This window comes from Streptomyces sp. NPDC050448 (genome assembly GCF_040655295.1).
Taxonomy (GTDB): Bacteria; Actinomycetota; Actinomycetes; order Streptomycetales; family Streptomycetaceae; genus Streptomyces.
Genome location: NZ_JBFAJR010000008.1, coordinates 218208 through 230738, shown reverse-complemented (window position 1 = coordinate 230738; position 12531 = coordinate 218208). Strand labels below are relative to the sequence as shown.

General features: G+C 72.6%; 13 protein-coding genes. 7 read left to right on the top strand and 6 right to left on the bottom strand.

What is annotated here, in order from left to right; translation table 11 throughout:
* Positions 1-3: 3 nt before the first annotated feature.
* On the top strand, positions 4-936 hold the full coding sequence (locus tag AB0I68_RS13420) for a polysaccharide deacetylase family protein (protein ID WP_363177380.1): 933 nt from the start codon (positions 4-6) through the stop codon (positions 934-936).
* A 92-nt stretch (positions 937-1028) separates the two neighbouring features.
* On the opposite strand, the gene AB0I68_RS13415 is transcribed toward AB0I68_RS13420, so the two are convergent.
* Positions 1029-1727, bottom strand: coding sequence for a class F sortase (locus AB0I68_RS13415; protein WP_363177379.1), 699 nt, complete (start codon positions 1725-1727; stop codon positions 1029-1031).
* 352 nt (positions 1728-2079) lie between these two features.
* Here AB0I68_RS13415 and AB0I68_RS13410 point away from each other — a divergent pair, with 352 nt between their 5' ends.
* Complete coding sequence (locus AB0I68_RS13410; RefSeq protein WP_363177378.1) at positions 2080-2595, top strand: hypothetical protein; 516 nt, start codon at positions 2080-2082, stop codon at positions 2593-2595.
* A 115-nt stretch (positions 2596-2710) separates the two neighbouring features.
* Here AB0I68_RS13410 and AB0I68_RS13405 read toward each other — a convergent pair whose 3' ends face one another.
* The 3 genes from AB0I68_RS13405 to AB0I68_RS13395 form a co-directional block, all read right to left on the bottom strand.
* Positions 2711-3292 (bottom strand): hypothetical protein, encoded by a 582-nt coding sequence (locus AB0I68_RS13405; RefSeq protein WP_363177377.1) that lies wholly within the window; start codon positions 3290-3292, stop codon positions 2711-2713.
* A gap of 243 nt (positions 3293-3535) precedes the next feature.
* Positions 3536-4306 (bottom strand): hypothetical protein, encoded by a 771-nt coding sequence (locus AB0I68_RS13400; protein WP_363177374.1) that lies wholly within the window; start codon positions 4304-4306, stop codon positions 3536-3538.
* 41 nt (positions 4307-4347) lie between these two features.
* Entirely contained in the window at positions 4348-4473 is a 126-nt protein-coding gene (locus AB0I68_RS13395) for a hypothetical protein (protein ID WP_363177373.1), read from the bottom strand.
* A gap of 893 nt (positions 4474-5366) precedes the next feature.
* On the opposite strand from AB0I68_RS13395, the gene AB0I68_RS13390 reads away from it, so the two are divergent.
* Complete coding sequence (locus tag AB0I68_RS13390) at positions 5367-6197, top strand: SAM-dependent methyltransferase (RefSeq protein ID WP_363177411.1); 831 nt, start codon at positions 5367-5369, stop codon at positions 6195-6197.
* 107 nt (positions 6198-6304) lie between these two features.
* On the top strand, positions 6305-8470 hold the full coding sequence (locus AB0I68_RS13385) for an EAL domain-containing protein (protein WP_363177410.1): 2166 nt from the start codon (positions 6305-6307) through the stop codon (positions 8468-8470).
* 104 nt (positions 8471-8574) lie between these two features.
* Here AB0I68_RS13385 and AB0I68_RS13380 read toward each other — a convergent pair whose 3' ends face one another.
* Entirely contained in the window at positions 8575-9705 is a 1131-nt protein-coding gene (locus AB0I68_RS13380) for an FAD-dependent monooxygenase (RefSeq protein ID WP_363177372.1), read from the bottom strand.
* A gap of 106 nt (positions 9706-9811) precedes the next feature.
* Here AB0I68_RS13380 and AB0I68_RS13375 point away from each other — a divergent pair, with 106 nt between their 5' ends.
* Both AB0I68_RS13375 and AB0I68_RS13370 read left to right on the top strand, forming a co-directional pair.
* Positions 9812-10456, top strand: coding sequence for a TetR family transcriptional regulator (locus AB0I68_RS13375; protein ID WP_363177371.1), 645 nt, complete (start codon positions 9812-9814; stop codon positions 10454-10456).
* A gap of 32 nt (positions 10457-10488) precedes the next feature.
* Positions 10489-10812 (top strand): hypothetical protein, encoded by a 324-nt coding sequence (locus AB0I68_RS13370; protein ID WP_363177370.1) that lies wholly within the window; start codon positions 10489-10491, stop codon positions 10810-10812.
* 41 nt (positions 10813-10853) lie between these two features.
* Here AB0I68_RS13370 and AB0I68_RS13365 read toward each other — a convergent pair whose 3' ends face one another.
* A complete protein-coding gene (locus AB0I68_RS13365) occupies positions 10854-11732 on the bottom strand; it encodes a LysR substrate-binding domain-containing protein (protein ID WP_363177369.1) in 879 nt (292 codons plus the stop codon).
* A 94-nt stretch (positions 11733-11826) separates the two neighbouring features.
* Here AB0I68_RS13365 and AB0I68_RS13360 point away from each other — a divergent pair, with 94 nt between their 5' ends.
* On the top strand, positions 11827-12531 hold the full coding sequence (locus AB0I68_RS13360) for a succinate dehydrogenase (protein WP_363177368.1): 705 nt from the start codon (positions 11827-11829) through the stop codon (positions 12529-12531).

Genomic DNA, 12531 nt, shown 5'->3' with positions numbered 1-12531 from the left:
ATAATGAAAAATGACGAGCCGACAGTAGGGCGACGCGTGCTCCTGCGTACCGCCGTCTTCCTCGGAATCGCCGCCGCCTCCGGACTGCTCACCGGCGGCGAGACCGGCGCGCCCGGACAGAACACCGCGGACGGTGCACCGGGCGCGGGCCTCGGCGCCGCTCCGGCCGGCGGCGCGGCGGTCGGACAGCCGGGACCGGGCGGAGCCGCCGGACCGGGCGGCGTCCGCGCCCTGCGACCGCAGACTCCCGGGCAGGGGGCTTACCGGCTGAGCCCCATGACCGCCGAGACCCCCCTGCGCCCGCCCGCCGCGAAGCCCGCCGTACGGACCCGGCCCATCCTGGAACTGCCCCCCGACGCGAGCACGGCGAGCGCCATGGTGCTCACCTTCGACGACGGGCCCGACCCCCGCTACACGCCCGACATCCTCGACACCCTCGCCCGGTACCGCGTCCGCGCCATGTTCTTCGTCTGCGGAGAGATGGCCACCGACAACCGGGACCTGCTGCGCCGGATGACCGCCGAGGGCCATGTCATCGGCAATCACACATGGACCCATCCGCTCATCCCCACGCTCAGCCGGCCCGACCTCGCCGCCGAGATCGCCCGCACGAGCGAGGTCGTACAACAATCGGCGGGGGAAGCGCCGCTGTGGTTCCGGGCGCCGTACGGGGCGTGGAACCGGGCCGCGTTCGAGATCGGGGCCGAACTGGGCATGGAGCCGCTCGCCTGGACGGTGGACACCATGGACTGGAAGGAGCCGGGCACCACCACGATCGTCTCGCGCGTCCTCAAGGGTGCGGCGCCCGGCGTGATCGTGCTCAACCACGACGCGGGCGGCGATCGCTCGCAGAGCGTCCAGGCGCTGAGCAGCTACCTGCCCCAACTCCTCGCCAGGGGCTACCGGATGACGCTGCCGGCGCTGCCACCCCGCTGAGAGGTCGTCTCCCTCGGCGGGGTGGGGCGGGACGGGGCGGGGCCGGGCGGTCGGCGCCCGGCCCGGGCGGCTCGGTGGCGGTGTGCCGTCGCTCAGCGGGCCTCCACCATCCGGGCGAAGACGACCACATTGCCGTCGTAGCCCCGGGCCTTGGAGTAGCCGCCGCCGCAGGTGATCACCCGGAGTTCCGCGTGCCCGGTGTCGCCGTACACGCGTGCTCCGGGGAAGGTCTCCTTCGAGAACACCTCCACGCCGTACACCTCGAACACCGCCGTGCGTCCGTCGTACCGCTCCACCTCGATGTGGTTGCCCTTGCGCAGCGAGCCCAGGCCGTAGAAGACCGCCGGGCCGCGTGCGTTGTCCACGTGGCCCACGATCACCGCCGAGCCGCGCTGGCCCGGCGAGATGCCGTTGAGGTACCAGCCGGCCAGATTCGGATCCTGCGGCGGCGGGGCCTCGATCCAGCCCTTCGGGTCCAGCCCGACCGTCATCACCGGCGCGTCCACCCTGATGTTGGGGATCCGGATGCGCTGGACCGACGAGTGCTCCAGCGGCTCCACCTCCCTGGCCTGCTCGGGCTGCTGCTGCAGGGGCTGCTCGCCCTGCCCCGGCGGATTCACCGGCAACTGCTCGGCAGGCGCCGCGACCGCCGCCGCGGCGGCCGGCTGCGGCGGCCCGCCGGCGACGTCCGCTCCGTTGCGCATCATGGCGAGGCCGCTGAGCATGACCAGTGCGAGCACGCCCCAGGGGGCGCGTCTTCTCGGTGGCTGCTCGCTCTCGTCCTCGGTCATGGCTCTCCCTTCCCGACGCGGGGGTCCCGACCCGCGTTCTTGTCCCGCCCCTGTACGCCCTTCTTCACGCACGCTAAGGCTGCGTGCGCAAGACGGCGATCGGTGAAGGGCGAACGGGTGGCGGGGCCGGAAGGGGTGCGCCCATCCAGGTATTCATCACATAAATGCCTGACGGGTTGTGACCTGCGGATCCGTCAGCCGGGCCGCGCGTGCCTCGGCGTGTCGCTCAACCTTGCGGACCAAAGCCGGAAATGCGCTGGTTGCGAGCCGCCCTGAGGGTTCGTCGTGGGAGGCGTTCTCGTCGATCTTCCCGGGCGACCGCTCCGGGGCGCTTCCCGCTGGAGGTTCCACCATGCGTGTTCTCCGCGCTCTCACTGTGACCGCGGCGGCCTTCGCCGCCGTCGGACTCAGTACCCCGTTCGCCTCAGCGAACGGGCCGGGCGGCTCGCCATCGGGCGGCAACGGCAACGGGCCGAGCAACGTCACGGTCAACCCGTACTCCGTGCACCAGGGCTCGACGATGCAGGTCAGCGCGGCCGGCTGCAACCACGGCGGCACCGTCTGGTCGGCCGGCAACTTTCCCCAGACGAACCTCTCGGCCGGTTCCATCGGGTTCGCCACCGTCCGCATCTTCAACCACGCCTCGCCCGGCAACCACACGCTGTCGGTCAAGTGCCACGACAACAGCCTGGTCGCCACGCACCGGTTCACCATCCTCAACGGCAACGGCGCACAGGGCGGCATCGGCGGCTCGTTCGGCCCGTCCACCGCCGAGACCGCCATCGGGGCGGGCCTCGTCGGCGCTTCGGCCCTCGGCGCGGGCGTACACGTGATGCGCCGGCGCCGTCCGGTCCGCGGGCGGGCCTGACGGCCGGCCCCCCCGTCGCAGCCCGGGAAACCGCCGGTCGCCCCGCATCCTCGGCCAGGACTCGGGGCGACCGGCGGTCGGCGATCGGTGTGCGGCGGGCGTCCGTCGAGGACGCTCAGTGGCCGCGGGTGGAACGGCGGCGGCGGAGCGCGTACGCCGTACCGCCCGCGGCCGCGAGGACGAGCCCCGCTCCCGCGGCGAGCTCCCGGGCGTCCATCCCGGTCACACTGCCGCCCAGACCGCCGCGGACACCGAGGGAGGCGCCGCCGGCGGTCGAGGTGGCCCTCGGGACGGCCCTCGAGGTGGAAGTGGAACTGGTGGTGGGCCGGGTGGTGCCGCCGGTGATGTTGAGATCGGCCGAACCGGTCTCCCCATTGCACGTGAAGGAGACGGAGTAGACGGCTCCGCGCCGGGCGTCGCGGTCGACGGTCACCCGCGCGGTCTGGCCGCGCGCGATGCTCACGGTGTCGAAGATCCCGGAGGAGGCGGTGGCGTAGGCGGCCTTGCAACCGGTGACGGAGAGCACCGTCTGGCCGCCCGGGGCAACCGTCGACGGGGAGATGGCGAAGCCGAACGAGGTGATGGGCTGGGCCTCGGCCGCGGTCGCGGAGGGCGCGCCGAGGACGCCGAGCGCGAGTGCGGCGCCCGTGGCACCGGCGCTCAGCAGGGCTGTGGCGTTGGTACGTATCGCACCCATGGTTGGTCTCCGGATCCCCGAGGAGCAGCCGCGGAACGGTTTCCGCACGTGGGGGGTCGTGCGCCTCGATGCCCGCCACGCTAGGTGCGGCCGTGGTGACCCGCGATCAGGAACGGGCGAATGGGGCACGACGATGGGCCGAACCGGGGACGGGAGGCCCGTCCCCGGTTTGCCGGGCGCCTGCGGGGCACGCCGACGCCCCTGGCAGCTCCGGCACCTCCGGCACCCCGGCACCCCGGCGCCTCAGTCGCCGAGCGGCAGATGCGGGAACTGCGCGAGGAAGGGCTCGGCGGTCGCCGCGATGCCCCGCCCGAAGGGTGCGTCGAAGTCCCAGATCAGGAACAGCAGGAAGGCGATCAGCGCACTGAACAGACCTGCCAGCAGCAGTTCCCGGAACGAGCGGCGGATCTGCAGGGTGAAGACCAGGCCCACCGTCACCAGCGCGCCGACGATCAGTCCGAACCACACCACCCCCGGCATCGTCGCCCCCGCGCTCTGGCCGCGGGCGCTGCGCGCGTCGTCCACCAGCGCGACCTGGTCCACCAGCGGCTGGTACGCCTGCCCCTCGTGGTCGGTCTGCGGTTCGTAGTCCGTCACATCCCGGCGGATGCGGTCCAGCAGTTCCCCGCTGCGGTCGGTGAGGTCGCCGTGGTCGGCCATCTCCTTCCATTCCGTGTCCACCACGTACGTCACGTACGCGTCGACGTCGGACCGGATCTTCTTGCGCACCTCGGCCGGGTAGACCTCGGATCGGACGCTGATCTCGTGCAGTGCCTGCGCCTCCTGGCGCACGTACTCCTGGGCGGCCCCGCGGCCCTCCCAGACACCGGCGATCGCCAGGCCCAGCACGATCGCGTAGATCACCCCGATCATCATCGTCATGTACTCGATGACGTCCGGGGTCTCGTTGGGATCGTCGTCGTCGCCGATCCGCCGGTGGTTGAAGAAGGCGATGGACAGCACCACGGCGCAGGCCGCGGCCATCGCGAGGGACAGGACGAGCCATTCCGACAAGATGACTCCCAATCGGTCACGAGGGGGTGTGCGGGGCGGGTCTAGCGCGGGCGCAGCGCGACGATCGCGAGCACTGCGGGAGCCGCGGTCATCAAGGTGAAGGTCACCGGTGAGATGTGGTGCTCGACCGGTCTGGCGGCCGCCGTGCGGTAGGCCGGCCTGGCCACCGGCTTCTTCGGGGCCGGGGCCGGGGGCGGGGCCGGGGGCGGGGCCGCGGGGGCCGGCGCCTTCACCTCGAGCGACCCGGCCGGTACCCGTTTCAGCGGAGCCGGCGCGGGAGGTTTCGGCTGCGGCCGCGGGGCGGGCGGAGGCGGCGGCGTGGGCTTCGGGGCGGGCGGGGGCGCGGGGGGCGGAGTCGGCTTCGGGGGAGGCGTCGGTTTCGGGGGCGGCGGCGGGGGCGGCGTCGGGGTGGGAGCAGGCTTCGGCGGGCACGGCGGGGGAGGCGGCGGCGGGCAGTGGTGCCCGCCGTGTCCGCCGCCTCCGTGGTGCCCTCCGTGCCCGTTGCCGTGCCCGTTGCCTTGGCCGTTGCCCTGGTCGCCGGGGGGGCCGTCGCCGTGATGTCCGCCACCCCGGCCGCTTTCGGCCGCACCGGTTCCGGCGGCCGCGACCAGCCGGACGGCGGCCCCGCCGTCCGCGGCGTCGATCGTCGCGTAGGCACAGCTATCAGCCACGGCCGGCGTGGCGGACAGGGCCGCCCACAGCAGGACCGGGACCACCAGCAGGCGTCTGGTACAGGCTCTGTTCACCCGGGGAGCATGGGCTCACGTGCGCTCGCGCACGCGGGGCTCGGCCCTGGTTCGCCTGAACGGGTGGAGTGAAGACCGTATGGGTTTGAGCCACAGAGCGAAGCGGTCCGGTCACGTACCTACGCATTCCGATAAGCGACTTGTCGGTTTCGGTCATTCGCTGCGGGAGGGGCCGTGGAGGCCTTTGGTGTGTGATGAAGAACGGATCACCAATTTCCGCTTTTGCTCGCTCCGTTGGGCAATGATCAGTACATTCGGCTCGGACAGGTGTCCGACCCCGGATGACCGCGCAGGACTACGGCTTGGAGACCGCGATGGAGCGCCCCGCCTGGGCCCCGCCAGGTATCGACATATCGGTGCCGAGCGTGTCCCGCATCTACGACTTCTACCTGGGCGGCTCCCACAACTTCGAGGTCGACCGCCAGGCCGCCCGCCGCGCCATGGAGTTCCTGCCGGGCCTGCCCAAGATCATGCAGGCCAACCGCGCCTTCATGCGCCGCGCCGTCCGCTACGCCGTGGCCCAGGGCGTCACCCAGTTCCTCGACATCGGCTCCGGCATCCCCACTTTCGGCAACGTCCACGAGATCGCCCGGGCGGCCAGCCCCGAGGCCCGCGTGGTCTACGTGGACCACGACCCGGTGGCCGTCGCGCACAGCCGCGCCGTCCTGGCCGGCGACGACCGCACCGGCATCGTCGCCGCCGACCTGCGCAAGCCGAAGGACGTCCTCGCCGCCCCCGAGGTCGCGCAGCTGCTGGACCTCGAACGCCCGGTCGCCCTGCTGCTCGTCGCCGTCCTGCACTTCCTGGAGGACGCGGACGACCCGTACGCCGCCGTCGCCGAGCTGCGCGACGCGCTGGCCCCCGGCAGCCTCCTGGTGCTCACGCACGCCTCCTACGAGGGGATCCCGCTCTCCCAGGAGGTCGCGGGCGGGATGGTCGGCGTCTACCGGGACATCCGCAACCCGCTCGTGATGCGCAACGGCGAGCAGATCACCCGCTTCTTCGACGGGTTCGAGCTGGTCGATCCCGGCGTCGTGTCGATGCCGTTGTGGCAGCCCGAGGGCACCGAGGACCCGGAGGACAGTGAGGCGTCCGAGGACCCGTACGCGTTCTCGGGCTTCGGCGGAGTGGGACGCAAGGCGTGAGATCCCCGGCCGCGGTGCCCTCCGGCACACCGACCCCGAAGAACGCGGAGCCCGCGCAGGGAGCAGAGCCCCCGGCCCCGCTCACAGGCCCGTCGGCTCCGGCGGGCCTGTCGGCGGGTCCTGCCGCGTTGCGGAGCGGGCTGGAGGACCGGATCGGGCGCTTCGCGACCATCTGGGGACGGGCGATCTTCCCCGTCACCGCGACCTCGCTGACCCGCGTCGAGTTCGAACAGCACCTCATACCGCTCGCCCGGACCCTCGCCGAGGCCCTGCACGCCCGGCCCTTCGAAGCGGGCGTAGCCCAGCGGGTGGGGGCCGAACTCGTCTCCGTGCACTGCACCGACCCGGAGGCGCTGGCCGGCACGCTCGGCGTGGTCGAGTCGTACCTCGTGCTCTACTGCGGCCCCGACGGCGTGGGCGTGGAGGGCACCGAGGAGTACCGGTCCCGCTGCGCCCGGCTCCAGCACGGGATCGCGGCGGGATTCGCCCGCGCCCTGCGCGAGCGGACGCTCAGGGAGCAGGAGGCCATCGCCCGCTCCGCGCTGACCGCCCGCATCGACGCCCAGCAGGCCCTGCACGCGAGCGAGGAGCGCTTCCGGGCGGTCTTCGAGGGGGCGGCCATCGGCATCGGCATCGCCGACCTCGAGGGCAACGTCCTCGAGGTCAACGACGCGCTGCTGCAGATGTTCGGCGGTATGGGCGGGCACGTCCGGGGCCGCAACGTCAGCGAGTGGGGCCACCCCGACGACGCCCCGCACGTCTGGCGCATGTACGGGGAACTCGTGCGCGGCGAGCGCGAGAGCTACCGCGTGGAGAAGCCGTACTACCGCCACGACGGGACCGTGCTGTGGACCAACCTGACGGTGTCGCTGCTGCGCGACGCCGAGGGGATGCCCCAGTACCAGCTGGCCCTGATGGAGGACACCACCGAGCGCCGGCTGCTGAACCTGCGGCTCCGCTACGAGGCCACGCATGACGCCCTGACCGGGCTGCCGAACCGGACGCTGTTCTTCGAGCGCCTGGAGAAGGCCCTGAGCGGGGCCGGCGGCAGTCGCTTCGGCCTGTGCTACCTGGACCTCGACGGGTTCAAGGCGGTCAACGACAGCCTCGGCCACTCGGCGGGCGACCGGCTCCTGGTGGAGGTCGCCGACCGGCTGCAGAGCTGCGCGACGGGCCCCGGCGAGGTCGTCGCACGACTCGGCGGCGACGAGTTCGTCGCGCTGACCACCGGCTCGGACACCGAGGAGAAGGTGACCGAACTCGCGGTCCGGATCCTGTCCGCCCTGTCGGTGCCCATCCGGATCGAGGGCCGCGAGCTGTCGGTCCGCGGCAGCATCGGCATCGTGGAGGGACCGGCCCGGGAGCGCACCGCGGCGGAGGTGCTGCGCAGCGCCGACATCACCATGTACCGGGCCAAGGCGGCCGGCGGCAACCGCTTCGAGTTCGCCGACGCCGAGGCCGACGCCCGCGCCATCACCCGGCACGGCCTGACCAACGCCCTCCCGGCGGCACTGGAGCGCGGCGAGTTCTTCATCGAGTACCAGCCGCTGGTCCACATGCACGACGGCAGCGTCCACGGTGCCGAGGCACTGGTGCGCTGGTCGCACCCCCAGTACGGGGTGCTCGGGCCGGACCGCTTCATCCCGCTCGCCGAACGGACCGGGCTGATCGTGCCGCTCGGCCGCTGGGTCCTGGAGGAAGCCGTCCGCCAGGCCCGCAACTGGCAGCGCCAGCACGGCGGCTCGGCCCTGCGGATCAACGTCAACCTCTCGCCGACCCAGCTGCACCACCCCGGCCTGGTCGCCGACACCGTCGCAGTGCTGGAGAACTCGGGCCTCGCCCCGGGCGCCCTGTGTCTGGAGGTCACCGAATCGGCGCTGATCGGCGCCGACGACGAACTCCTGGAACCCCTGCGCCGGCTCGCCGCCCTCGGTGTGGACATCGCGCTCGACGACTTCGGCACGGGCTACTCGAACCTGGCGAACCTGCGCCGCCTCCCGGTCAGCGTGCTGAAGCTGGACCGCTCCTTCACCAAGGGGATGCAGCAGCAGCCCGCCAACCCGGTCGACGTCAAGATCGTGGAAGGCATCGTCGCCCTGGCCCACAGCCTCGAACTCGCCGTCACGGTCGAGGGCGTGGAGACGGGCGCCCAGGCCGCCCAGCTGCGCGACCTCGGCTGCGATACCGCCCAGGGCTGGTACTACGCTCGGCCCGGCGCCCCCGACCGCATCCACACCCTCTCGCTGTCGGACGCGGTGCCCACACCCTCCTGACACCGGCTCCGGCCCCGGACCCCCGATCCCGGGCGGCCGGTCGGCCCGACCGGCCGCATCGGCCCGGACCCGGTCGGCCCGACCGGCTCCCCGGCGGGCGCCGGTCACTCCAGGCCGGCCTCTATGCCTCGGCCGGGCGTCCGGACGGCCTCCACGACCCGCTCGTACCGCTGCGCCGTATCGGCCACCACCGCGGTGGCCACCGGCAGCCGCTCGGCCTCGTACACGTCGAGCACCTCCTCCCCGCCGTCCCCTTCGAGGGCGGCGCCGAGGGTCCGCGCCAGGGCGGCCGCGTCCTCGATGCCGGTGTTCATGCCCAGCCCGCCGGCTATGGGGTGGACGTGCGCGGCGTCTCCGGCGAGGAAGGCCCTGCCCTCGCGCAGACGGCCGGCCACGCGGACGTTGACCCGCCAGGTGGAGAGCCAGGTGGCTTCGGTCAGCCGGATCCCGGGCGTCCGGGCGTGCCGGTCGAAGAGCCGCTGGAAGCTCTCCAGCGAGGGCGGCAGCGGCTCGCCGTGCTCGTCCGTCTCGGGCGAGGCCTGCAGCTGGAAGGTGTCCGTCCCCGGCATGGGGCAGAGCATGGTCCCGCCGCCCTCCGAGGTGAACCACTGGTGCCAGTGGTCCCGGCTGAGCCCGGGTGCCCGGACGTCCCCGACGACCATCGCGGGCTCCGTCTCCGTGCTCCCCTCGAAGGGAATCCCGAGCAGCTTGCGGGTGGTGCTGCGCCCGCCGTCACAGCCGGCGAGGTAGCGGGCCGCGATCACGCTGCCGTCCTCCAGCTCGGCCCGGACCCGGGCCGCGTCCTGGGTGATGCCGGCGAGCCGGGCGCCGTACTCCACCGTCACGCCCAGCCCGGCGAGCCGGTCGCGCAGCGCCGCCTCGATCTGCCACTGCCCTATCAGGATCCCGGTGCCGGCCACGGGGGTGTCGTTGATGTGCTCCCCGTCGAAGTACTTGCGCAGGACCACCTCCTCGTAGCCGATGGCGGTCAGGGACTCGGCGACACCGAGCCTCCGGAAGATGTCGAGGCTGCTCTGGCGGAGCCCCTTGCCGCGGGACTCTTGGTGCGGCTCGGTGCGCTGGTCGATGACGCGGACGGCGGCGCCGCGCAGGGCGAGGTCGCAGGCCAGGGTCAGCCCCGTGGGCCCGGAGCCCACGATCAGCACGTCGGTCGGCGCGCCGCTCCGCGTCTCGGCCATCGAGTCGGTCGTCGAGCCGGTCAGTACGTCGGTCATCGGAGGTCCTCTCCTCGTCGTTGCCTCAAGGAAAGCGGCTCCCACCGGAAAATGCAACCCGGTTAAGAAAGTTACCGAGTCGCATATTTCGTGGTACGCTCGCGCCATGGAGAACACGACGGGTCTGCGCGAGAACAAGAAGCTCCGCACGCGGGGCCGGCTGGCTGCCACGGCGCTGGAGCTCTTCCTGGAGCGGGGCTTCGATGCCGTGTCGGTGGCGGATGTCGCCGCTGCGGCCGAGGTCTCCAAGCCCACCCTGTTCCGGTACTTCCCGAGCAAGGAGGACCTGGTCCTCGACCGGTTCGCCGACCATCAGGACGAGGTGGCGCGCATCGTGCGCGACCGGCCCGCCGGCCGGACGCCGGTGGGTGCGGTCCACACGCACTTCCTGGACGCCCTCGCCGAACGGGACCCGATCACCGGCCTGTGCGACCACCCCGAGGTGCTCGCGTACCAGCGGCTGCTCTACACCACGGCCAGCCTGGAGACCCGGCTCGGCCACTACACCGACCGCGAGGTGGAGCTGCTCGCCGCCGTGTTCGAGGCGGAGTCGGTCCCGCCGCTCACCGCCCGGCTGGCCGCGATCCACCTGGTGGCGGTCCGTCACGAGCTGGGCCGGGAGAACTGGCGGCGGGTCGACTCCGGTCAGAGCGCGGACGAGGCCCACCCGGCCGCCGTGGCCGACGCCGACCAGGCCTTCGGGATGCTGGCCGGCGGCCTCGACAAGGCCCTGCCCGTACGCCCGGCCTGACGGCCGCTCCGCCCGTGGTGTTGGATGGCCGCATGGTGAGAGCGAACGGGAAGACGGAGCCGCGGTCCTCGCCCTTCGGATGGCCCACGGGGCTCGTCCTGCTGGCCGGCCGGGGCGGCACGGGGACGGACGGGTGGCGCACCGTGCTCATCACCGAGAGGCCCTCGGGGACGGTGTGCGGCGGGGTCCGCGGTCTGGCGGCCGACGCCACCCCGGAAGAGGCGCGGCGGGCTGCCGCCACGATGGTGGAAGGGCTCGCCCGCGAGTTCCACGGCCAGGAGGTCCAGGTGCTCTGGGAGCCTCCCGGCGACGCCGGCTCCTGGACGGCCCGGGTCGTCCTCGCGGACGCCGGCTGACGGGGCACCCCGGCGGGGTTCGGCCCGGCAGCCGACGCGGGTCAGCCCAGCAGGATGCGCTTCAGCTCGCGGGCGGCGCGCGGGGGAGCGACGTCCGTGCGGTGGGCCAGGGCGATCGTGCGGCGCAGCGGAGAGCCCGCCAGCGGGGTGACGCGCAGTCCCGGGCCGGCGTGGTCGACGACCATCGCCGGGACCACCGCGACGCCGAGCCCCGCGCGGACGAAGCCCAGGATCGCGTCCATCTCCCCGCCCTCCACCGTGAACACCGGCTCGAAGCCCTCCGCCCGGCAGGCGGCCACCGTCAGGTCCCGCAGGTCGTAGCCGTGGCGGAACATCACCATCGGCTCGTGGCGCAGCGCGGACACCGTGAGCGGGTCACCGCCCGCCGGAGGCGGCAGCTCCGCGGAGGAGACCACCACCAGGTCCTCCGTCAGCAGCTCCACCGTGGTCAGTGCCGGAGCCGAGGGCGGCAGCGGCAGCGCGATCAGGGCCAAGTCCAGGGCCCCGCGCGCGAGTTCCCGTACGAGGTCCAGCGAACCGCTCTCCTCGATCAGCAGCTCGATCCCCGGATGCGCGGTGTGAAAGGCCCGCAGTACATGCGGCAGCAGGCCCGTGCACACGCTCGGAGTGGCCCCCAGTCGCACCCGCCCGCGCCGCAGCTGCGCCAGTTCCTGCACCTCGAGCCGCGCGGTGTCCGCGTCCGCGAGGATCCGCCGGGCCAGCGGCAGCAGCGCCTCGCCCGCGTCGGTGAGCGCGATGTTTCCCCGCGCCCGGCTGAACAGCTCGGCCCCCAGCTCCCGTTCGAGCGCCTTGATCTGCTGAGAGAGTGACGGCTGGGCGACATGTACCCGCTCCGCGGCCCGGGTGAAGTGCCGGGTCTCGGCGACGGCCACGAAGTACAGGAGCTGCTGGAACTGCATCGTCCCAGCATACGCCGTACATAGGCAGCCCCTATCGGGATCAGCGTCATCATGTCTTGGACCTCTCGGGGCTTTGGTCCTTACCGTCTGTGACATGGCTCTGGCAACGCGGACGGGCCGACGGCCGTCCACCACGCGCACGCTCTGGGACTCCACCGTCGGCAAGAAGTCCGTGATGGCGGTGTCCGGGCTGATCATGCTCGGATACCTGGTCGTCCACATGCTCGGCAATCTCAAGATCTTCTTCGGTGCGGAGGAGTTCAACGGGTACGCGCACTGGCTCCGCCACATGGGCGAGCCCTTCCTGCACAGCCACTGGGGTCTGTGGGCGGCCCGTGTCGTCCTGCTCGCCGCCGTGATCGCGCACGCCGTGTCCGCTTACCAGCTCAGCCGCCGGGACATCAAGGCCCGCCCGGTCAAGTACGCCCACAAGCGCCGCCGCGCGAGCTACGCCACCCGCACCATGCGCTGGGGCGGCGTCATCCTCGCCCTGTTCATCGTCTGGCACCTGCTCGACCTCACCACGCTCACCGTCAACGAGCGCGCGTGGTCCGGCCACCCCTACGAGAACGTCCTCGCCACCTTCTCCACCTGGTACGGCAACACGATCTACATCGTGGCGATGGCGGCCCTCGCGGCGCACGTCCGGCACGGCTTCTGGTCCGCCGCCCAGACCCTCGGCGCGGGCAACGCCCGGCGCGACCGGGCGCTGAAGATCCTCGCCAACACCCTGGCCCTCGTCCTGTTCGCGGGCTTCGTCTCCGTCCCCGTCGCCGTCATGACCGGAGTGGTGAGCTGA